Annotated in this window: 18 protein-coding genes; 9 read left to right on the top strand and 9 right to left on the bottom strand. The window is 40.5% G+C overall.

All coding sequences use genetic code 11. The features are described from left to right. Window positions 1-53 precede the first annotated feature (53 nt). The 6 genes from R2Q66_RS07325 (at window position 54) to R2Q66_RS07300 (ending at window position 14435) form a co-directional block, all read left to right on the top strand. On the top strand, window positions 54-968 hold the full coding sequence (locus R2Q66_RS07325) for a FecR family protein (protein ID WP_316747362.1): 915 nt from the start codon (window positions 54-56) through the stop codon (window positions 966-968). Window positions 969-1146: 178 nt separating this feature from the next. Then, window positions 1147-4569, top strand: a complete 3423-nt coding sequence (locus tag R2Q66_RS07320) for a TonB-dependent receptor (RefSeq protein ID WP_316747360.1) — start codon at window positions 1147-1149, stop codon at window positions 4567-4569. Between the two features lie 13 nt (window positions 4570-4582). Beyond that, complete coding sequence (locus tag R2Q66_RS07315; RefSeq protein ID WP_316747358.1) at window positions 4583-6385, top strand: RagB/SusD family nutrient uptake outer membrane protein; 1803 nt, start codon at window positions 4583-4585, stop codon at window positions 6383-6385. A gap of 200 nt (window positions 6386-6585) precedes the next feature. Beyond that, on the top strand, window positions 6586-9018 hold the full coding sequence (locus R2Q66_RS07310; RefSeq protein WP_316747356.1) for a PQQ-binding-like beta-propeller repeat protein: 2433 nt from the start codon (window positions 6586-6588) through the stop codon (window positions 9016-9018). A 76-nt stretch (window positions 9019-9094) separates the two neighbouring features. Further along, window positions 9095-11251 (top strand): S9 family peptidase, encoded by a 2157-nt coding sequence (locus tag R2Q66_RS07305; RefSeq protein ID WP_316747355.1) that lies wholly within the window; start codon window positions 9095-9097, stop codon window positions 11249-11251. 514 nt (window positions 11252-11765) lie between these two features. Further along, window positions 11766-14435, top strand: coding sequence for a valine--tRNA ligase (locus tag R2Q66_RS07300; protein WP_316747353.1), 2670 nt, complete (start codon window positions 11766-11768; stop codon window positions 14433-14435). Between the two features lie 100 nt (window positions 14436-14535). Here the strand turns inward: R2Q66_RS07300 and R2Q66_RS07295 are convergent, their stop codons facing one another. Both R2Q66_RS07295 and R2Q66_RS07290 read right to left on the bottom strand, forming a co-directional pair. Then, window positions 14536-14757, bottom strand: coding sequence for a DUF6965 family protein (locus R2Q66_RS07295; RefSeq protein ID WP_316747352.1), 222 nt, complete (start codon window positions 14755-14757; stop codon window positions 14536-14538). Between the two features lie 24 nt (window positions 14758-14781). Further along, window positions 14782-15243, bottom strand: coding sequence for a type I restriction enzyme HsdR N-terminal domain-containing protein (locus R2Q66_RS07290; protein ID WP_316747351.1), 462 nt, complete (start codon window positions 15241-15243; stop codon window positions 14782-14784). A 56-nt stretch (window positions 15244-15299) separates the two neighbouring features. Between R2Q66_RS07290 and holA the strand changes: the two genes are divergently transcribed. After that, window positions 15300-16325 (top strand): DNA polymerase III subunit delta, encoded by a 1026-nt coding sequence (gene holA, locus R2Q66_RS07285; RefSeq protein ID WP_316747350.1) that lies wholly within the window; start codon window positions 15300-15302, stop codon window positions 16323-16325. A 96-nt stretch (window positions 16326-16421) separates the two neighbouring features. On the opposite strand, the gene R2Q66_RS07280 is transcribed toward holA, so the two are convergent. Both R2Q66_RS07280 and R2Q66_RS07275 read right to left on the bottom strand, forming a co-directional pair. After that, window positions 16422-16751 carry a multidrug efflux SMR transporter gene (locus R2Q66_RS07280; protein ID WP_316747349.1) on the bottom strand — a complete coding sequence of 110 codons (330 nt, stop codon included), beginning with the start codon at window positions 16749-16751 and terminating at the stop codon, window positions 16422-16424. Between the two features lie 120 nt (window positions 16752-16871). Beyond that, window positions 16872-17438, bottom strand: a complete 567-nt coding sequence (locus R2Q66_RS07275; protein WP_316747348.1) for a Crp/Fnr family transcriptional regulator — start codon at window positions 17436-17438, stop codon at window positions 16872-16874. A gap of 202 nt (window positions 17439-17640) precedes the next feature. Between R2Q66_RS07275 and R2Q66_RS07270 the strand changes: the two genes are divergently transcribed. Next, complete coding sequence (locus R2Q66_RS07270) at window positions 17641-18153, top strand: DUF6141 family protein (RefSeq protein WP_316747347.1); 513 nt, start codon at window positions 17641-17643, stop codon at window positions 18151-18153. 1 nt (window position 18154) lies between these two features. Here R2Q66_RS07270 and R2Q66_RS07265 read toward each other — a convergent pair whose 3' ends face one another. The 3 genes from R2Q66_RS07265 to R2Q66_RS07255 are packed head-to-tail and all read right to left on the bottom strand — an operon-like array spanning window position 18155 to window position 19692. Next, the gene (locus tag R2Q66_RS07265) at window positions 18155-18475 is read right to left on the bottom strand and encodes a hypothetical protein (protein WP_316747346.1); all 321 of its coding nucleotides are present in this window, start codon (window positions 18473-18475) and stop codon (window positions 18155-18157) included. A 43-nt stretch (window positions 18476-18518) separates the two neighbouring features. Then, on the bottom strand, window positions 18519-19115 hold the full coding sequence (locus tag R2Q66_RS07260; protein ID WP_316747345.1) for a hypothetical protein: 597 nt from the start codon (window positions 19113-19115) through the stop codon (window positions 18519-18521). Then, the gene (locus tag R2Q66_RS07255; RefSeq protein ID WP_316747344.1) at window positions 19099-19692 is read right to left on the bottom strand and encodes a retropepsin-like aspartic protease; all 594 of its coding nucleotides are present in this window, start codon (window positions 19690-19692) and stop codon (window positions 19099-19101) included. The genes R2Q66_RS07260 and R2Q66_RS07255 overlap by 17 nt, the downstream gene beginning before the upstream one ends. A gap of 225 nt (window positions 19693-19917) precedes the next feature. On the opposite strand from R2Q66_RS07255, the gene R2Q66_RS07250 reads away from it, so the two are divergent. Continuing rightward, a complete protein-coding gene (locus tag R2Q66_RS07250) occupies window positions 19918-20325 on the top strand; it encodes an EVE domain-containing protein (RefSeq protein ID WP_316747343.1) in 408 nt (135 codons plus the stop codon). Here R2Q66_RS07250 and R2Q66_RS07245 read toward each other — a convergent pair. Beyond that, window positions 20322-21518: a cation:proton antiporter gene (locus R2Q66_RS07245; RefSeq protein WP_316747342.1), complete on the bottom strand. Its 1197-nt coding sequence runs from the start codon at window positions 21516-21518 to the stop codon at window positions 20322-20324. The genes R2Q66_RS07250 and R2Q66_RS07245 overlap by 4 nt on opposite strands. Window positions 21519-21559: 41 nt before the next feature. Then, window positions 21560-22081: an acyl-CoA thioesterase gene (locus R2Q66_RS07240; RefSeq protein ID WP_182960115.1), complete on the bottom strand. Its 522-nt coding sequence runs from the start codon at window positions 22079-22081 to the stop codon at window positions 21560-21562. Window positions 22082-22289: the final 208 nt, after the last annotated feature.

The following is a 22289-nucleotide window of genomic DNA, read 5'->3' as shown; positions in this document are numbered from 1 at the left end:
AGATTATTTTCTCATAGTACCTCTTTCCGCCTCGTTCGTTATGTATTTAGTATATGAACGAGAAAGAAAAAAACGAGCTATATAAAGAATTCGGAATTGATGACGCTGCTGGTGTATTTGAAAATTTACAGGAGAAGGAAAGCTTAGGTCAGGAAATTCTGGAACGTATCCAGGCGACTAAAGAAATCCGGGAAGGGCAGGATCGAATCCTAAAACTGAGAAGGAAAAAAACAATGCTGACTATCGCTGCGGCAGTTGGTTTTGTCTTGATCTCCACAGGCTTGTTGTTTTTACAACCATTTGGCGGCGATAGCTATATTACGGTTACCGTGGCTAAAGGGGAGACCAGAAAATTGGTCCTGCCGGATGGTTCTACGGTATGGCTAAATTCTGCCAGCACCTTTAAATACCCAAAGAAATTCGGAGAGAAAAGAAGGGTTTACCTGTTAGAAGGTGAAGGTTTCTTTGATATCGTACATGACGATAAGGTTCCTTTTGTGGTAGAAGCCGCTGGAATTAAGACCAATGTATTGGGGACTTCTTTCGTGGTGAAATCTTATCAGGCATTGTCTACCATGAGTGTAGCAGTGGTCAGCGGAAAAGTTGCCGTAAGTGACGATCATCAACAGACCAGCGTATTGGAGCAAAATGAGGAAGCAATTTATAACAAAGATCACCGGAAACCGACCGTAGTCAAAGTAAAAGCTACTGAGCGCAAAGCCTGGAATGATGGCAATGTGATCCTGAATGCGGCTTATTTTGAAGACCTGGTGCTCGCTGTAGAAAACGCCTACCAGGTGAAGATCAAATATGATCAGCAGAAATTTAAAAACTGCCAGAATAGCATTCGCTTCAATACGAAACAAAGCTTAAAAGAGGTTTTAGACCTCATCAAGGAAATACAAGGAATTACTTATCAGATTAAAGAAGAAAAGGAGGTGCTGATCACAGGTAGTGGATGTAATTAAACTTTAATAGTACTCAAAAAAAGAAGATCAGTATCTGCTCTAACAGATACTGATCAGAATGTACAGCAATTGGGAAACTCTTCGAAAAATTCACCAGAAGGCCGTGCTATGTTTCAATGAAATTTTAAAACGAATTAAAAATATGAAAAAAAACATTACTACACTAATTCTTAAGATAATGAGAGTAGGATTAATAGTGTTTGCCACATTGCTAGCTTCCGCTGGAACCATTTTTGCGGAAACAGCTTTAAGCCAGGGGCTTAAGAATGTTAAGGTGAGTATTCACTTAAAAGGCGAATCTTTAGAAAAAGCTATAGAGAAAATCAGTAAGACCAGTAAACTGGATTTTTCTTATAATAACAACGAATTGAGAAAGGTGAAAGGGATTGAAATGGAGGTTTCTGGTAAACCTTTAAACGAAGTATTATTTGACCTGTTGAAGGGGACTCCTTTTTCTTACCGCGAATCCGATAACAACATCGTGATTTTTAAGAGACGTGATCAGGATGCCCTGCCAACTTTATCCTGGATCAATGAAGCCATTTTAATCAAAGGGATGGTGACGGATGAAAAAGGATTGCCTATTCCAGGTGTATCTGTACGGATCATGGGAACAGCGAAAGCAGCCACGACCGACGGAAATGGTAATTACCAGATTGAAGCAGGTTCGCCGGCAGATGTATTGGTGTTCAGCTATGTTGGTCTTACGGAGCAAAAGGTGGTGATCGGTACACGCAAACAAATCAATATCGTGTTAAAAGACGATGATAAGTTCCTGAATGAAGTTGTGGTGGTGGGTTACGGAACGCAGAAAAAAGTAAACCTGAGTGGTGCGGTGGACGGTGTTTCCGGAAAAGATCTGGAAAACAGACCAATTACCAGTGTTGGCGCAGGCTTACAAGGCTTGATTCCCAACCTGAATATCACCATTTCCAACGGACAGGTGAACAAAGCCCCTAAATTTAATATCCGTGGATTTACTTCCTTAAATGGTGGTTCTCCATACATTTTGGTAGATAACGTACCCTATACCAGTGAGGAACTGTTGGCTTTAAATCCGGCAGATATCGAGAATGTAACCGTATTGAAAGATGCCGCATCGGCAGCGATCTATGGGGCCAGAGGTGCTTTTGGTGTCGTATTAATTACTACAAAATCAGCTAAGAGCGAAGATTTAAAAATAAATGCTAATACGTATTATGCGATCAGACAGCTAGGTAAAGTACCGGATATTGTGACCGACCCATTGAAAGTAATGGAGTATAAACATGATGCTGCTTATCCTTTGTACGATTTGTATCCGGAAAACATCAGGGAATATGCCAGACAACGTTCGGCAAACCCGTCTTTACCTTCAGTGATTGTTTCCCCATCGGATCCAAATGCCTGGATGTATTATGGAAGTACAAACTGGATGGATGAGGTTTATAATGCTAACGCACCTACGTATAATGCCAACCTGAATATCTCCAAAAAAGACGATAAACTGAGTTATTATCTGTCTACGGAGTACTTTAGAAATGAAGGGATGTTTAAATATGGTAATGATAAATACGACCGTTACAACCTTCGTGCTAAAGCAGATTATAATTTGTCAAAATGGTTAACCATTGGGAATAATACTGCTTTTAATACCAGTACTTATGATGAGCCATCTTACAATGGAGAAGGTTTCTTCCATAATGTGAACAGACAAAGTTCGCTGGATGTGCCTGTTAATCCGGATGGCAGCTGGACTTCTACCGGAGCTGCCCTATTGGGGAAAATGCAAAGTGGGGGCCGCAGGGTAACCAGAACCAGTAATTTCCAGACTACTTTTACCGCAAAAGCAGCGCTGATTAAAGACGTATGGGATTTAAAAGCAGATGCAACGGTCAGGAAAATTGATACTACCGGAAGATCTTTTGATCTGGCAATTCCTTATAAAGCCGGGCCGAATGCTGCCATTAGCTATAGTGGTAATGTAGCCGGATCTGCCACAAATTCTGAACGCCACCTCAGACAAAATATTTATAACATCTATACCGATTTCCATAAAACTTTTAACGAGAAACATTACCTGCAGGTGCTTGCTGGTTTCAATCAGGAAACCAGAAACTGGAGCTATGGTTATGCAAGTCGCACAAACTTAATCAGCGGGACTTTGCCTTCTATTAACCTGGCTACCGGTGCGATGACCATGGGAGAACGGATGGAAGAATGGGCGGTTAGAGGATGGTTTTATCGTTTAAACTATATTTTCGACAACAAGTATATCCTGGAACTGAACGGCCGTTACGATGGTACTTCCCGTTTTCCTTCGGATGACCGATGGGGATTCTTCCCTTCTGCTTCGGTGGCCTGGGTGATCAGTAATGAAAACTTTTTTAAGCCTGTAGCAGAAAAACTGAAAATCGACTTGTTGAAATTCCGTGCTTCTTATGGTGCTTTGGGTAATCAGGATGTGGGCGCTTATTCTTATATCCCAACGATGAGCTCCGGACAAATCGGTCAGATTCTGGACGGTAACAGACCGACCACCGTAAATCCTCCGGGATCAGTGGCCCAGAGTTTAACCTGGGAAAGGATTTCTACGATGAATTTTGGTGGAGACATCAGCATGTTTAAAAACAGATTGGACCTGACTTTTGATGCTTATACCAGGTATACCAAAGGAATGCTGACCAGAGGAAAAACTCTTCCGGGCGCTTTTGGGGTCTTAGAACCGAAGGTAAATGCCGCTGATTTGAAAACTAAAGGATGGGAATTGAGAATCGGATGGAAAGATGGTTTCATGGTCAACAACAGTCAGCTGTACTATAATGTTGGTTTCAATATGGGAGATAGCCGCAGTTATATCACCAAATTTGATAACCCTAATGGTGTGATCAGTGATTATTACGTAGGAAAACAAATCGGTGAAATCTGGGGATTAGAAACAGAAGGTTTCTTCCAGTCGAAAGAAGAACTGGCGAGTCATGCCGACCAGAGTGCAGTTGGTGCCGATGATACCGGTTACAAGTTTGATGTAGGCGATTTAAAGTTTAGAGACCTCAATAACGACGGTAAAATTAATAAGGGAAAAAATACGCTTGCAGATCATGGAGATCAGAAAATCATCGGAAACAGCGAGGCCAGATATCAGTATGGAATCGATCTTGGTGCCGGATGGAAAGGTTTCGATCTTCGTGTGTTCTTCCAGGGTGTAGGCAAAAGAGATTGGTACCCTGGTGCGGGTAATCATTACTTCTGGGGCGTATATGCGCAACCATGGACCAATGTGCAGGTGCATAACCTGGATCGCTGGACTCCGGAAACGCCGAATGCTTATTTCCCACGTGTGAAGGCTTATATCGCCGAAGACGCTACGGAATTGGGAAATCCACAAACGAAATACCTTCAGGATGCTTCTTACCTGAGGTTGAAAAATCTTACCCTCGGTTATACAATTCCAAAATCGTTAACCAACAAGTTGAAAATGGATAAGCTTAGGGTGTACTTCAGTGCAGAGAATATCTTTGATGTTTCGCACATCAAAGCCAGGCTAGACCCTGAAGGATTGGATGGCGCGATTTATCCTTTCCAAAAGACCTATTCTGTTGGTTTAAACCTTAATTTTTAACGCAAGAAGGATCATGAAATTACAAACAACTTATATCCTTGCATTAGGATTAATGACCATAGGGCTAACTGCCTGCAAGAAGGACTTCCTGCAAAGGAACCCACAAACTGAAATTACTGAAGGTGCTTTTTTTCAATCACCAATAGATTTGGAGACTTATAGCAATGGTTTTTACGGCCAGCTTGGTGCCAGCTATTCTGATATCAATTCCGACAATATTTCCAATTATAACGCAGATGGGGAAGTTGATATCATGTTAAGAGGGAGTATATCTTCCTCTAATATTGGTGGCTGGGACAAAAAGGACTGGGAAAATTTAAGAAAAATCAACTTCATGTTGGATCATATCGGACAGGTTAAAGGTGATCCGGTCCTGATCAAACACTTTGTTGGAATCGCTAGGTTTTTCCGCGCTAACTTCTACTTTGAGAAGATAAAGAAATACCATAATGTACCCTGGTATGGCCATGTATTGTCGGAAACGGATCCTGATTTATACAAAGGACAAGACCCAAGAGCATTGGTGGTAGATTCTGTTTTAAGCGATCTGAATTATGCGGTAGCCAATATCAAAGATGATTCAAAAACAAAAGCTGCGAATACCAGGGTCACTAAATGGGCGGCATTGGCTTTATTATCGAGGTTCTCTTTGCATGAGGGTACTTTCAGAAAGTATCATGATGAAATCGGGCTGACTGGTGATTATCAGCGCTTCCTGGATGCAGCAGTTGCCGCTTCCGACAAGATCATGAAAGAGGGTGGTTTTACTTTAGTGAGTACTGGTAATGGTGCGCTGGATTATAGATCTCTGTTTGTAAGCCCAAGTCTGGCCACGAATAAGGAAATGATCATGTGGGCGGATTATAATAAGGAATTAAACGTAGGAAATAATACCCATACGGTATTGGATTATACCTGGTCATTGAGCAGAAATCTGGCAGATACTTATCTGAAAAAAGATGGTACGCCTTTTACCTCAACTCCAGGATTTAATACGAAGGTATATACGGAAGTTTTCGCAGACCGTGATCCGAGAATGGCTGAAACAATTATTAACCCGGGTTTTAGAGGTGCAAGTACTATTGATGAGCCTTACCGGATCAAACCTACTTTAGGTGGCTACAATCAAATCAAGTTTTATCCTCGTGATCCTGCGCTAAGATTAGGTTGGGAGATGAATTATACGGGTTTGCCGATTTTCAGATATGCAGAGATCTTATTGATCAATGCAGAAGCTAAAGCAGAAAAAGGGAATATCAATCAGGGAGACCTTGACCAGACGATTAACCTGTTACGTAACAGGGTTCAAATGCCTGCATTGACGATGAGTGTTGCTTTAGACCCTGTTTTAGCCGCTGCTTATCCAAATGCAAGCGGTGCAGTATTGCTCGAAATCCGTCGCGAGAGAAGGGTAGAAACCGCTTGTGAAGGTTTCCGTTTCAATGATTTAAATCGTTGGAAATGCGGTAACTTATTCCAGGATAGTCAGCAGGGAATGTATGTTCCTGCATTGGGTGGACTGGATGTAACCGGTGATGGTAAACCTGATATTGCGATCCTGCCTTCTCCGGATGATGAATCTTCTATTGCCAATATTCCAGCTGTGGAAAGAGACAAGTTGTCTAAATATTACCTGAAAGATAAAACAGGAAAAGATCAGAATTTCTACCTGACCAATGGTACTTCAGGCTTCATCGCCTTTACCAGGGACAGAGATCAGCCAAGGAATTTTATTAGCCCTAAATATTATTACCGACCGATTCCAATTGGAGAAACTGTAGTTAACCCGCAGTTGAAACAAGTTTTTGGCTGGTAATGTAGCAAAGAACTTGCGGGTAGTTTAGCAAAGAAAAGGTAGTTTAGACCTATGATTTAATGCCCTCATCTAGCAGCAGGTTTAAATACCTGCTGCTTTTTTATGATACCAACCATTAGGTCAGCAACCATTATGGTACCAACCATTTTTTAAGGATACGAACCACACACCATTATTATAAACACTAAAATGAAACCCCAATGAGATTAATTTTTACAGTAGTTTTTGCTTTCCTGGCCTCGGCTGCGGGAGCGCAATACAAAGGAAAAGTTTTCCTGGATGAGAATAAAAATAAGACCTGGGAGAGCGGAGAAAAAGGAATGAAAGGCGTTTCCGTTTCTGACGGACAAAACGTATTGAAAACCGACGCAGAGGGTAATTTCTTTTTACCGGGACATGCTAAAAACCGCTTTGTATTTGTAACTGTTCCTGCCGGATATAAGCTGTCGGACAAACATTACCTTAAAATTGACGATAAGGTAGCCGCCTATAACTTCGGACTGCTTCCTGACCCAACCAGCGCTGGTTCTTCGGTGAAGATGTTGCAAATTACCGATACAGAAACTTTTAAATACAACGACTGGATTGCCAATCTGAAGAACTTCTCTAAGAAACAGGATGTCAGTTTTATCGTCCATACGGGTGATATTTGTTATGAGAAAGGACTTAATTTCCATGCCAGTCAGGTCACTCCGGAAGCATTGGGAAAACAGATTTTTTACTGCATTGGAAATCATGACCTGGTTAAAGGTGCTTATGGTGAGGAGTTGTTTGAAGAGCTTTTTGGCCCGGTATATTATTCATTTGATGCGGGACCTGCGCATTTTATCGTGACGCCAATGCGTTCCGGTGATGTACAACCTTCTTATACCGTGGATGAGGTGATCAGCTGGATGAAAAAAGACCTTGCTGCTACCGATAAAAATAAACCGGTGATCATTTTCAACCATGATCTGTTAACCTATAACGACCAGTTTGTGTTGAAAGGAAAAAAGGATTCCATCAACCTGAATGAAAACAATTTGAAAGCCTGGGTTTACGGTCACTGGCACAATAACTTTGTGAGAAAGAGTGATAAAACGGGTATCCAGTATGTTTCTACTGCTTCTCCAAGCATGGGTGGAATTGACAATTCTGCCGCACAGTTTTTATCAATTGAAATTGATAAGGATGGGATTAAAGAAATCAAGCCTCATTATACGTATTTGCACGATCATTTGGTGGTAAACAGTCCTAATGCTTCGGATATGGTCTTAGTGAAAGATGGTCAGCTGCTGATTAGTGCCAATATTTATGATTCTGAAACTACGGTGAAATCAGCGAAAAGTATCATCTATGATGAGAAAGGGAACCAGATTGCGACTTCGCCATTAGTGGCAAACACTGATTGGAGCTGGTACGGAAAAGTGCCTGTCGCTAAAATGAGTAAAGGGAAAAGCTATACGATTCAGACGGAAGTAATTTATCAGGATGGCAGGGAGTACATTCAGAAACAAGGCTTTACAATGCCTTTAAATACACCATCAGGGAAGACTGCAAATGCAGGTTTATCTGGTAAATCAGGTAATGATCAAGCAGCTTCATTGGCTTTAAAATGGGTAAATAACATTAAAGGTAGCGTTTGGAAAGCTAGTCCGATTCTTGCCGATGGCAAATTATTTGTCGCCACCATTGATGATGCCAATAACTTGAAATGTGGGATCACTGCTTTAGATCCGGTAAGCGGTAAAATCTTATGGCATTATAAAACCCGTAACTCGGTAAAAAATGCCCTTTCTTATGATGGTGGTATTATTTTAGGTACCGATATGGAAGGTTTTACCTATGCTTTAAAGGCTGCTGACGGTACTTTGGTCTGGAAAAAAGACCTTGGAATGAAAAGTCTGCCAGGCTATATTTCTGGTGGTATTGTAGACAAAGGGATTTATTATACCGGTTACGGTTCTTATTTACAAGCCTTAGAAGTGGCTACCGGAAACACAATCTGGATCAATAAAGACTGGAATGGTGGCGAAGGTACACCAGAGAAAATGACAATGGCAGGAGAGGTGCTGATCACCGGAAGTAACTGGCAGAGCTTGTTTGGGCACGACCGTAAAACCGGGAAATTACTTTGGAAAAGAAGTGATGAAGGTCTTCGTTTCAGAAGCAGCACCGGAATTTACGCGGGTGGAAAAGTGTACATCACGGGCTTAAATGCCATATTTATCCTTGATCCATTAACCGGAAAGAACATCGGTAAAATTGAGGGTACTTACGATTTTAAAGTAATGGCTACTCCCTTAATCACTGATAAATACCTGATTATGCCAACTTCAGTTGATGGAGTAGTGGCTTATGATTTGAAAACATTAAAAGAAGTCTGGAACAGGCCAACGGGTAATGCCCTGGTATATTCGGCACCTTATACTGGTCCGGAATCCGGCACGGTAGAAAGTACGGTGGTAAAATATGGCAAGCAGTTATTATTTGCCGCTTCTGATGGTTATTTATATAGGATCAATGAAGATTCAGGAAAAGTATTGCAAAAACTAAACCTTGGTGCACCGGTATTTGCCGATCCTGCATTACATGGAAAACAGCTTTTCCTGGCTGATTTTGCAGGCAATGTTTATGGCTTTGAGCTCAAGTAGCTTATGTTGCAATGTTGTAGCAATTAACCAGCTATAGCTGGTTAATTGCTACATTTGGGCCATCAATTATAAAACAATGAAGAAATTAATCTTACTATGTCAGTTGGTGGCCCTCTCATTTTATGGGATTGCCCAGAATAAAATGCTGACCATGCAGGACGCAATGAGTAATGCACGTACCACTCTTGCCCCTGAAAATTTATCTCAGCTACAGTTCATTTACGGAACTGAAAACTATGTATATGCTAAACGTGAGGCCAATGGCGCGGTATGGATGTCGGGAAGTTTTAAAGCAAAAGAAGAAAAAGCATTTCTTTCTCTGGCTCAGTTAAACCAAAAGCTTAGAACAGCTCAACAGGACACGCTAAAGGCGATGCCGGTGATTCAGTTTAACCAGGGTGCAGATTGGATGATGAACCTGAAAGGGGCTAAAGTGGCCTTTAATCCTGCTAATAATTCTTTTAAAACCATATTAAGTGCAGAATTGGCTTCCAAAACAAATGTGGAAGTTAGTAAAGCCGGTTATGTGGCTTACCTGGATAAATTCAACCTTTTTGTTTCCAATGGAACCACTACGGAGCAGGTAACTACCGATGGTACTGCCGATATCGTGTATGCTTCTTCTGTTCACAGAGAGGAATTTGGGATTTCTAAAGGGATTTTCTGGAGTAACAATGGCAAGCTATTGGCTTTCTACAGAATGGACCAGACGATGGTAAGCGATTACCCGATCTCAGACTGGACTACCCGCCCTGCAAAAAACGTGAATATTAAGTACCCGATGGCCGGTGATAAAAGTCACCAGGTAACGGTTGGGGTGTATAATCCTGCGACAAAAGCTGTGGTTTACCTGAAAACAGGTTTGCCAGCAGAACAATACCTGACTAATATCGCCTGGAGTCCGGATGATAAATCTGTGTTTATCGCGGTAGTGAATCGTGAGCAGAATCATATGAAACTTAATCAGTATGATGCCCAAACCGGTGATTTCGTTAAAACAATCTTCGAAGAGCAAGATGAAAAATATGTAGAGCCATTGGTGCCTATGTTGTTCCTTAAAACAGATCCTTCGAAATTTATCTGGCAAAGTAACCGTGATGGTTGGAATCATTTGTACTTATATGACCTAAAAGGGAAAGTGCTGAAACAATTAACGAAAGGAAATTGGGAAGTGACAGAAGTGAAAGGATTCAGTCCTAAGGGCGATCAGTTGTTTTATGTGTCTACCGCAGAATCTCCGATCACCAGAAACTTATATTCACTAGCGATCAAATCGGCTAAATCTAAGCGTATTACTACAGGTTTCGCCGTACACAATACACAAATCAGCAGCACTGGAAATACCGTGATTGATAGTTACAGCAGTCCTGAGCTGCCTAAAGTGATTCAATTGATTGAAGTAGCGACGGAAAAAACCAAGGTATTGTTGAAGTCGAAAAACCCATTAGCAGATTATGCCACGGTAAATTCATCGATCTTCACCATTAAAAGTGATACTGGCGATGATCTTTATTGCAGCCTTTACAAACCTGTAAATTTCGACAGCACAAAAAAATATCCGGTAATTGTTTACTGGTATGGCGGTCCGCATGCGCAATTGATTACCAATAGCTGGAATGCTGGTGCTGGTGACTACTGGTTCAGATATATGGCGCAGCAAGGTTTTGTAGTGCTAACGATGGATACCCGTGGTAGCGACAACAGAGGAAAAGCTTTTGAGCAGTCGATGTTTAGACATGCTGGCGCTGTTCAGCTGGAAGATATGAAGAAAGCGGTAGGCTACCTGAAGTCTTTACCTTATGTAGATGCTGATAATATGGGCTTATTTGGCTGGAGCTTTGGTGGTTTTAGCACTGTTAATGTGATGCTGAAAGCACCGGGGATGTTCAAAGCCGGGGTTGCTGGTGGTCCGGTGATCAACTGGAACTTCTATGAAGTCATGTACACGGAACGTTATATGGATACGCCTCAGGAGAATCCTGAAGGTTATGCAGAAACAAACTTATCTGACCATGTTGGTAGTCTGAAAGGTAAATTACTTTTGATTCATGGCGTACAAGATCCGGTAGTTTTACAACAACACACGGTAGATTTTATCAAACATGCGGTGGATAAGAACATTCAGCTGGATTATATGATTTATCCTGGTCATGAGCACAATGTGATCGGTAAAGATCGTGTACACCTGTATCAGAAGGTTACAGATTACTTTATGCAAAATCTGAAAAAGTAGTATTCGGAAATAAGAACTGTTAAAAAAAGCGGGTTGTACTTTTCGGTCTCAAAATCTTTTGAAAAAAAAGATTTTACAGGCCCTCAAAGCACAACCCGCTTTTTTTATAGTTAAGGTTCCTGGTGGAGGGGGTTAAATTGGATGGTTATTGTTTTGCTTGTTGGCGTGAGGAGGGAGTGTTAAATGGGGTTTTGAAAGGTAAATGTTGCCTATATGGCTTTCAATGTCATTTGTGGCTGATTAATAAAAATAGTTTGTAATAGCCTTAATTATACGGCTTTCGATATCATTTGTGGCCGATTAATAAAAAAAAGCAATCTTGTGGTTAAGCTTAATGACCTTCCTTTCAACGCCCTGGTTGGCCGCTTTACTAAAAATGAGGGAATGCTAAGAGCCGACCTGTAAATATTTTGCCCTTCTGCAAAAGATTTGAGTCGGAGAGTAGTAACCCGAATTTTTCAATTTCTGAATTAAAAAGCTATTTTTGCATCTCAACAGATACTTTTTCATAATAATGAGCATTTCCACAAAATACGACCCGGCGGCAACCGAAGATAAATGGTACAGCTACTGGATGTCAAAGAACTTTTTCCATTCTGAGCCGGATGAGCGCGAGCCATATACTATTGTAATTCCTCCACCAAATGTCACAGGTGTACTTCACATGGGACATATGTTGAACAATACGATTCAGGATGTCTTGATTCGTAAGGCGAGAATGCAGGGTAAGAATGCATGTTGGGTACCTGGTACTGACCATGCTTCCATTGCTACAGAGGCAAAAGTTGTGGCGATGTTAAAAGAGCGCGGTATTGACAAGAAAGACCTGACAAGGGAAGAATTCTTGAAATATGCCTGGGAATGGAAAGAAAAATACGGAGGTATTATTCTGGAGCAATTGAAGAAATTGGGTGCCAGTTGCGACTGGGAGCGTACTCGTTTCACGATGGAAGACGATATGTCTGACGCGGTAATTGACAGTTTCATCCATTTATACAAAAAGGGCAGAATTTACCGTGGGGTAAGAATGGTAAACTGGGATCCGGCAGGAAAGACTTCTGTTTCTGATGAAGAAGTGATCCGTAAAGAGGTAAATCAAAAACTATATTATATCAAATATACGGTTGCGGGAAGTAACGATCAGGAGTTCCTGACTATTGCGACTACCCGTCCGGAAACCATCATGGCTGATGCAGCAATCTGTGTTAATCCAAATGATGAGCGTTATGCGCACCTGAAAGGGAAAAAAGTATTTGTTCCATTAATCAACCGTGAGATTCCTGTTATTGAGGATGATTATGTGACGATGGATTTTGGAACAGGCTGTTTAAAAGTTACTCCTGCACATGATTTGAACGATTATGAGTTAGGATTAAGACATAAATTACCGGTAATCGACATCTTAAATGACGATGGTACGTTAAATGAATTAGCACAAATTCTTGTTGGTGAAGACCGTTTCATCGCCAGAAAGAAGATCGCTAAATTATTAGATGAAGCCGGACACCTGGATAAGGTAGAAGATTATAAATCACAAGTAGGTTTCTCTGAGCGTACGGATGCGGCGATTGAGCCAAAATTATCAATGCAATGGTTCTGTAAAATGGACGAAATGGCGAAGCCAGCATTAGATGATGTATTGAATGGTGATGTGAAGCTGATTCCGGAGAAATTCCAGAATACTTACCGCCATTGGATGGAAAATATCCGTGACTGGAATATCAGTCGCCAGTTATGGTGGGGACAACAAATTCCGGCATGGTACGACAACCAGGGTAACTGGGTAGTTGCAAAAACTAAAGACGAAGCGTTAACAGAATTCTTAAAACTGAAAGATGTTGATGGCGCATTTACTGAAGAAGAAGCTAATGGTTTCAAACATCAGTTGGCACCGTTTGTAAATCAGGATCCTGATGTAATGGATACCTGGTTCTCTTCCTGGTTATGGCCTATTTCTGTGTTCGACGGCTTTAAAAATCCTGACAATAAAGACATCAATTATTATTATCCAACCAATGATCTGGTAACTGCTCCTGAGATTTTATTCTTCTGGGTAGCAAGAATGATTATGGCCGGACATGAGTTCCGTGGTCAGAAACCATTTACCAATGTTTACTTAACAGGTATTGTTAGAGATAAACAAGGGCGTAAAATGTCTAAATCATTAGGAAATTCTCCTGATCCAATCGGCCTGATTGAAAAATATGGTGCTGATGGGGTTCGTGTAGGTATGCTATTGTGCTCTCCTGCCGGAAATGACCTGATGTTTGATGAAAGTTACTGCGAACAAGGAAGGAATTTTGCTAATAAAATCTGGAATGCATTCCGTTTGGTAAAAGGATGGGAAGTTGATTATTCGCTGCCAAACCCTAATCTACAAGCGATTTCATGGTTCGAAAACCGTTTCAATGAAGCTTTAGTAGAGATTGAAGATAACTTTAAACAATACCGCTTGTCGGAAGCGCTAATGGCTTCTTATAAATTGGTATGGGATGATTTCTGTGCCTGGTACCTTGAAATGGTGAAACCAGCTTATCAGCACCCAATTGATGCGGAAACGTTGAAGTTTACCATCGGTTTCTTTGAGAAGATTCTGACACTTTTACACCCATACATGCCTTTCTTAACAGAAGAGCTATGGCATGATGAATTGTTCGGTGCAAAAGAAGAAATGGACTGCTGTATTGTGGCTTCATACCCTGTTGTAGGTTCAATTGACACCGCTTTACTGAAAGATGTAGAAGTAGTGAAAGGTCTGATTGCAGAGATCAGAAATGTACGTAACACGAAACAGATTTCTCCTAAAGACGCGTTGCCATTGAGCATTAAAGCGAATACAGGGATCAATTATGAAAACTGGTTGAACGTGATTGCTAAGGTGGTAAATATCTCTGAAGTGGAATTTGTATCAGATAAAATTGCTGGTGCGGTTAGCTTCATGGTTGGAAAAGATGAGTTCTTTATCCAGCTGAATGAGACGATTGATGTGGAAGCAGAGAAAGTACGCTTAAATACAGAATTGGTTTATTTACAAGGCTTCCTGAAGTCGGTAGATGCGAAGTTGAGCAATGAACGCTTTGTTCAAAATGCTAAACCGGAGATCATTGCGAATGAACGTAGTAAAAAAGCAGATGCGGAATCTAAAATCAGCACCATTCTAGGACAAATCGAATCTTTAGGCTAGTTGTTAATGACAGCTTTTCATAAGATTTGATCAAAAGAAAAAGACAACCTTCATCAGGTTGTCTTTTTCTTTTTTTAACTATTATTTTTTCTCTTTTATATTATTCTTCTGAGTTTTCCTGTTCCTGTTCTACCATTTCTTTGATCTTCATCAAACGGTCGTAGAAACATTCATAAGGCCTTACATTGCCATATATTTTTAACACATCGAGGTGTGTTGCGACACAATGAGGCACATCATTCAATACGGTTCCTGGATAAAGTTCCAGGGTTTGTGGTAAATTGATACCAGAAAAGTAGTCTTCTAAGTCGGAAACGGTCATGGTACAAAGGTAATACTAAAATAATTACAGCTGCTGGTATTCCGGCAATTCTTCGATAAACTGGAATCTTTCTGCAAGATGGTCGATTGTTGCATAGCAGTGCATCAGTCCGTTGGTCACAACCAGCCATTTCGCTTTATGGACGGAATTGTATCTGGAGGCCTGATCAAAAACAGCCTGCGTGATTTTTATTGCCGGAGCTTTACATTCGATCACCATAATCCGTTCTCCGGAAGTATTAAAAATGACAATGTCACTTCGCTTCCTGAGTTGATTCAGGTTTAAGCCACCCTCGATCTGGATCAGTGTTTTAGGGAATTTTTTGATGAGAATAAGATACTGAATGAAATGTTGCCTAACCCATTCTTCAGGCGTCAGAACCAGGTGTTTCTTACGGACTTCGTCGAAAATAAAGTGCTTGCTATCCTTCAATGTAATTTTAAAAGGATACTCTGGAAGGTTCAGCGCTGTAGGGTTAAATGCCATTTGTGCAAAAATAACCTTTAATAATTAGTTTTTAGCCGTTACATTTGGATAAATATATGAGTGTTGCCAATATAATCAAAGACATTAAAGCCAGAAAGTTTAAGCCTGTTTACCTTTTACACGGTGAAGAGCCCTACTATATCGATCAGATTATCCACTATATGGAGGAAAATGTGTTGAGCGATATGGAAAAAGGATTCAACCAGACCGTTTTATACGGGAAAGACACAGACATGGCTACGATCATGAATGCGGCCAAACGTTATCCTATGATGTCAGACTATCAATTGATAGTTGTGAAGGAAGCACAGGACCTTAAATGGGCCAAGGAGGCGGAGGGAAGCAGTAAGGAAGCAGAGTTTGTGCAGAGTTACTTTGAAAAACCGCTGGCAAGTACCATTTTGGTGCTGGGCTACAAATACGCCAATTTTGATAAGCGAAAGAAAATCTATAAGTCAATTGACAAAAATGGCGTGATCTTTCAATCGGATTTGGTTCGTGATTATAAGTTAGCGGCCTGGATCGACGATTTTGTAAAAGAGAAGGGATATAAGATTGCGCCACAGGCATCCGCCCTGATGGCAGAATATTTAGGTGCTGATCTTTCCAAAATCGCCAATGAAGTAGAAAAACTGTTGCTGAATATCGGAAAGGAAGTGACTATAGACACGGATCTGATTCAGCGAAATATAGGAATCAGTAAAGAATATAACGTATTTGAATTGCAAAAGGCATTGGCTGTAAGAAATGTGCTGAAATGTAACCAGATCATTAATTATTTCGCCGACAACCCTAAGGCAAATCCGATGGTCATGGTGATGGCGAACCTGAATGCCTATTTTTCAAAAATACTCAAGTATCATTACTTACCGAATAAAGCAGAAGCAGCAAAAGAGTTGGGTGTGAATCCTTATTTCATCAAGGATTACGAAACCGCTGCGCGCAGCTATAACTTAAATAAAACCTTCGATATCATTAGTTTACTAAGAGAATATGACCTTAAAAGTAAGGGCGTAGACAGCACCGGTAATATTACGGACGGAGAATTATTGAAAGAATTGCTGTTTAAAATGCTGCATTAAGTATTCATTAGATTTAATGAATAGTAATCAAAAGAAAAGGATGGCCATAGCAGCCATCCTTTTACAAAATATTTTCAGATCAACAGTCTTTTAGGACTAGTGAGAAGAAACTGCTTTTAATCCGATGATAGAACAAATTAGTGTGGTAATGAACACAATGCGCCAGAAAGTAGCAGGTTCATTGAACACAAAAATCCCTACCAATACAGTTCCAACAGCTCCAATACCTGTCCAAACGGCATAAGCGGTTCCAATGGGAAGCGTCTGAGTTGCTTTAAGCAATAGGCCCATGCTAATTGTTAAACATACTAAAAAGCCTGCACCCCACATGATGGTGGCGTTTCCTGTACTCTCTTTCATTTTTCCAAGGCAGGAAGCGAAGGCGATTTCAAAAAGACCGCCAAGAATTAATATTATCCAGTTCATTTTATTGTTATTTAATTGCCGGCTACTGTAATTTCAGGCTTCGGTAATGTGAAGGCAAATTTCCGTATTTGAGGGTAAAAAGCGACTAAACAAATGATAAGAAATTACGCTTGTTAAAAACTACCTGATTTCGGCCCTGATTCTACTCAAAGAAACCGGGGTAATGCCCAGGTAGGAGGCAATATAATTCAATTGTACCCGCTGTAAAAGTTCCGGATAATGATCCATCAGGTTTTTGTAACGTTCGCTGGCATTGAGCAATAGTCTGGAAATCAGTCTTTCTTCTACCAGAATAATTTCTTTTTCTATCAATTTTCTTCCCCAGTTGGCGATGATAATATCTGTGGCGTAGAGGGTTTCCAGCTGGTGATAATCTATGCGGTATAGTGTGGTATCTTCCAGCAAGGCGATACTTTCATAGCCTGGCGTTTGGTTGATATAGCTATTATAGGAAAAAACAGAATTTCCTTCCTTGCCAAACCAAAAAGTTACATCAGATTCTTCGGTACGATAATAGGCCCTGGCCATACCCGATTTTATAAAGTAAACGGTACGGTCTACCTCATGCTGACGGAACAATAAATGCCCTTTAGGGTACTGAATTTCCTCAAAAAGGCTGGCCAGCTTTTCTAAAGCCGGTTCAGCAACAGGCGTAATATTATTGATGATCTGTTTGATGGTTTCCATTTTTGGTGGATGTAGTTTTACCGGAAGGGGTTTTATACTTCGTTTGTACAAATATAGAATTTGAAACGGTCGGGCTTTTGTTTTTTTTAGGCTTATTGTGAAGGATTATCGCTAAATTGGTCATTACAAAGGAGTTTTGTATCTGTGGGGAGGTTTAAACGACTTTTGAAAATCAATGCTCACAAAATAACAGACGAAATAAATGGAGGAAGGTATAATTTTCTCGGAGAAACAAAAGTTTAGACAGTGGTGGTTGTGGTTGATTTTTCTGGTGTTGAATGGCACAGTTCTGATTGGTGCTTTTAATCAGGTTGTTGAAGGCAAGCCTTTTGGCGATCAGCCCATGAGTGACTCCGGCTTACTGATTTCTGTTTTCGTTTTACTGCTCCTAACAGTGTTGTTTTTTATCCTCCGACTGGAAACCCAGATCAATGACAAGGGGATTTATGTGAGGTTTTATCCTTTTCATTTATCCTTCAGATATTATCCATGGGAAAGTATCAATAAGGTAAAAGTGAGGAAGTATAGTCCGCTAATGGAGTTTGGAGGCTGGGGAATCCGCCTCGGACTGCTCACCAGAGCGCGTGCTTTCAATGTTTCTGGTGACCAGGGGCTACAATTAGAGTTTAATGACTATCAGCGCTTATTAATCGGCACCCATAAACCGGATGAGCTAAAACAAGTACTCCATACTTTGGGGAGGGATCAGGAGTAATTTATTTCAGACTATCTAACTGAGTTTTCAATTGATTTTCCAGGCTTTTAAGGTCTCCGGTTACGGATTGCATACTGTCTTGTACCGCTTTTAAATCGATCACCACTTTTGAAACCGTATCATTTACCATAATGATCATTTTATTATCCACAGGATAAACCCACCATTCGGCGATCATCATGGGCATTTTCTGCTCAGGTTCACCAACTAGTTCCGCTACTTTGGCCGTAGTCATACCTGGTTTAACAGATTCAAAAGGTTTTTTTTTAGCACATGCAGCAAGTCCCAGCATGGCAATAGAGATTAAGAGCAATTTTTTCATAATGTAAATATATTAAACTTTATGAGTCCTAAAAGTTTAATACTTAAAGATATTCTTTCTTAAACGCTACTTTTCTCAGAGATCCGTCGTCCTCTTTCAGGGTAACTATTGCAGTCTCCATTCCGGTAAATACGCTGGGTTTATTTAAAATTTCACATAGATTTACTTCGGGATATGGAATGTCGTTAATTGCGACGATTTGCTGACCGGGTTTAACCTTTTGGGAAGCATCTTTATCCCAGACCACACCAATTACGAGTTTGTTGCCGACCACAGAAAGCTCAAAAGGCCATCTTTTCTCATTTAGATCTGTAACCTGTAGTTTGGGCTCAAAGTAAAATTTCTTATGGATATAATCCAAAGTAACCAATCCATGATCTAGCAGTTTGGTCCCGATTGCTGATACCCCATTCTTAGTCGTTTGTGTGATGATATTCTTGAATTTAGCCTTTCCGATATCAAAGGTTGCAAACCTGATCAAGTGTTTTTCTGCCTGTTTTTCATTGCCAAAAGCACCCGTACTTGAACTGCCATTTCCTTTGCAAAGCAGATCAATTACTGTTATTTTATTCAGCTGATGCATGAAATCTTCTGAAAGGCTTAGGAAGCCACTGTCGCCGGTATCAAAGGCGAGTGCCACTTACCCGTCTTCCCAGATCAACAATAATTCCCGGATCACTTTGATTATTATTTAAAGCCAGTGGAGTACTGTGTTTTTTGCTGAGGTTTAGCCGGTCCGCCTGATCGGTCAGGGTAATAATTTTCTTAGCAGCATCAATTCTGACAATGCTATTTCTAAGTAGGTTACTACCGATGATCCCTGAGAGATTCCAACATTTCATGAATTCAGGGATTAAAGCTATAGCCGTGATATTATTGAAATCGAGATCGCCAATCTGAATACTTTTTGTCAAAACCACCAATACAGAATCCTTAAGCCCATTGGCATCGCTGATCAATCCCATTTGTAGGTTTTTAGATCCGGAAGTAAGTGCTAATTCCTTACTGATGGAGGTAGGGGCACCGGTATCAAATAGAAACCTGCAGTTTTTTCCTGCTACCTTAACCTCAACAATCATTTTCCCATTAATGGATTCATAGGGAATCTCCTGGTAATAGTTTTTTGTGGAAGTCTCGCCGGTGTTATAATTTATTCCCTGCGAAAATACCGTAAATGAAGGGAGGATGAGGCTGATAATGAGTAAGAGTCGTTTCATGAGAGTTGGGGATTAGCGTTGGTTGAGCCCATCCGAATATAACCAATTCAAGACCATTTATCCTGGATTTATCTTTATTATTGCCGCCATTATTCCCTTTGTATTTCTTAATCCATTCTGATTCGTTAGTTTTGGAGTTATAATTATAGAAATAGACAAAAGAATATTTGAATCCTTGAAATAACCGGGTAAATTCAAGTATAATCGCATTTAAACATAGATAAAATGAATCATTGGCTAGTCAAAAGTGAACCGTTTAAATACAGTTGGGATCAGTTTAACAAGGATGGACGTACCTTTTGGGATGGCGTAAGAAACTACCAGGCGCGTAATAACCTGAAAGCCATGAAAGAAGGCGATTTAGTGTTGTTTTACCATAGTAACGAAGGTAAAAACGTAGTTGGAATTGCCAAAGTTGTTAAAGAATTTTACCAGGATCCTACTACGGATGACATCAAATGGGTGGTAGTAGATTTGGCACCGGTAGAAGCTTTAAAAAATCCGGTATCCTTAGCGCAAATCAAAGCAGAAGAAAGCTTACAAGACATTTCTTTAGTCAGACAAGGGCGTTTATCAGTGATGCCAGTAAAAGCGGAAGAGTTTGATAAAATTCTGGAAATGGGCTCAGTTTAGTGAGTTGATTCTTCAGGGAAATGGATTACTTTCTTTGCCGATAGCAATCCAATACTCATAATCAGGCTGGATCCAAGTACCACAAGGAACAGAAAAGCCGTACCTACCTCTGGTATTTTTAATGCCGGAGGTAGGTTAAAATACAGTAAGATACTGATCAAACCTCTCGGTGCGATGAAACTCTCCGAACCGGAGTTTTCTTTTCTGAAAATCTTCAGGTAGGCAAAGCGAATGAGGAAGATGGTGGCCAGAATGATCAATCCATTGGCAATTACCGGGCCATCGTTTAAGGCATAGATATTCATCGTAAAGCCAAAAATCACAAAGAAAAACGTACGTATGATAAACGCACTTTCGGCAGAAAGCTGGTGCAGTTGCGTCAAATCATTTGATAAGTTCTTGTAAATAAAGACGCTCCTGAAATAGGCATGTTTAATCGTATCCGCATTGTTTAGGAATAAGCCAAAAGCGAGAATCAAGACTAAAGAAGACAAATGGTAGGACTGTCCGATGGCATACACCAGAATCAGGATAGAAATGATCAGAAAGAATTTGATATGGTGCGAAATCCTGCCCATCAGATACAGCAGTGTAATACAGGAAATCGCTGATAAGATGATAATCAACACGGTATTCAATCCCAAACCTGCAAAAGAGGACATGGAAATATGCGGATTTGTAATGGCAAAATTGAAAAGAACGATACAGAGAATATCCGAAAAAGAAGATTCATAAATGATGAATTCCTTGCTTTTCTTACTCAATGCTGCGGCAGAAGGAATGGCGATGGCCGAACTGATCACACTGAAAGGGATCGCATTCGTGAAACACACGTACAGCTCTTTTCCGGTGATCTGGTAAATGATAAAGGTGATGACCGATACTGTGGCGAGTAACACAAAAAAGGCGGACATAAACGCTCCTTTGATCACCTTATTCTTTCCCTTTTCATATTTGAGTTCGAGGGAGCCTTCAAAAACGATCAGAATCAAACCTACCGTACCTAAAGTTGGTAAAACAGTCAGGAAATTGAAGGTTTGTAAATGAAGATTGTCGACCAGTATCCGTAAGCCGATACCGAGTAGTAACAGCAGCAATACGGAGGGAAGTTTGGTTTTACTGGCAACCAGGTCGAATAGATAAGAAAATATGACGAGTCCGCTTAAAATGATTAATGTGGTATAAGTCGTCATATTTTCTTTTTAGTATCTATCTGATTCATGTATAGCTGGATTTACTCTTCGAAGAATAAAGCTCTTAGCTCTTTAGCGTCATTTGCTTTCATCTTACCGCTCAGGATTAAGCGAAGTTGTCTTCTTCTTAATGCCCCTGCAAATAATTCGGTTTCATCTTCTGTTTCTGGTAAAATTTCAGGAACAGGGATCGTTCTGCCACTTTGATCAATGGCTACGAACGTATAATAGGCTTCATTTGATTTAACACGGGCTCCGGAAGGAATGTTTTCTGCCCATACATCCAATCTCACTTCTACTGAAGTATTGAAGGCGCGTGTTACTTTTGCTTCGATGGTAATTACATCACCCAATTTGATGGGTTGTTTGAAGGAAACATTGTCTACCGATGCAGTAACAACGATTCTATTGCAGTGTTTTTGCGCAGAAATAGCAGCAGCGATGTCCATCCAGTGGAGTAATCGGCCTCCCATTAAATTGTTCAATGTATTGGTATCATTCGGTAATACCAACTCATTCATAATGGTAAATGACTCTTTCGGGCTTTTTATCTTTGTACTCATAATCTCTGCAAAAGTAAGTAAAAATGAACATACCTGGGGAGAAATCAACTGGATTTGGCAGCTTTAAGACCGAAAATCAATGAAATTGATACAAGGAAGGAGCTCCATACTGTTTTTATGTTTAGCGGTTTAAATTAATCGTTGGGCCTTATTTGACAGGATGATGGAAGGGCTACCAGCCCTGCAACCAGGCTTACAGGGGAGGGGT

Origin of the sequence: Pedobacter gandavensis, assembly GCF_032677645.1 — a bacterium.
Classification (GTDB): Bacteria; Bacteroidota; Bacteroidia; order Sphingobacteriales; family Sphingobacteriaceae; genus Pedobacter; species Pedobacter gandavensis_A.
This window is presented reverse-complemented; position numbering and strand designations above follow the sequence as displayed.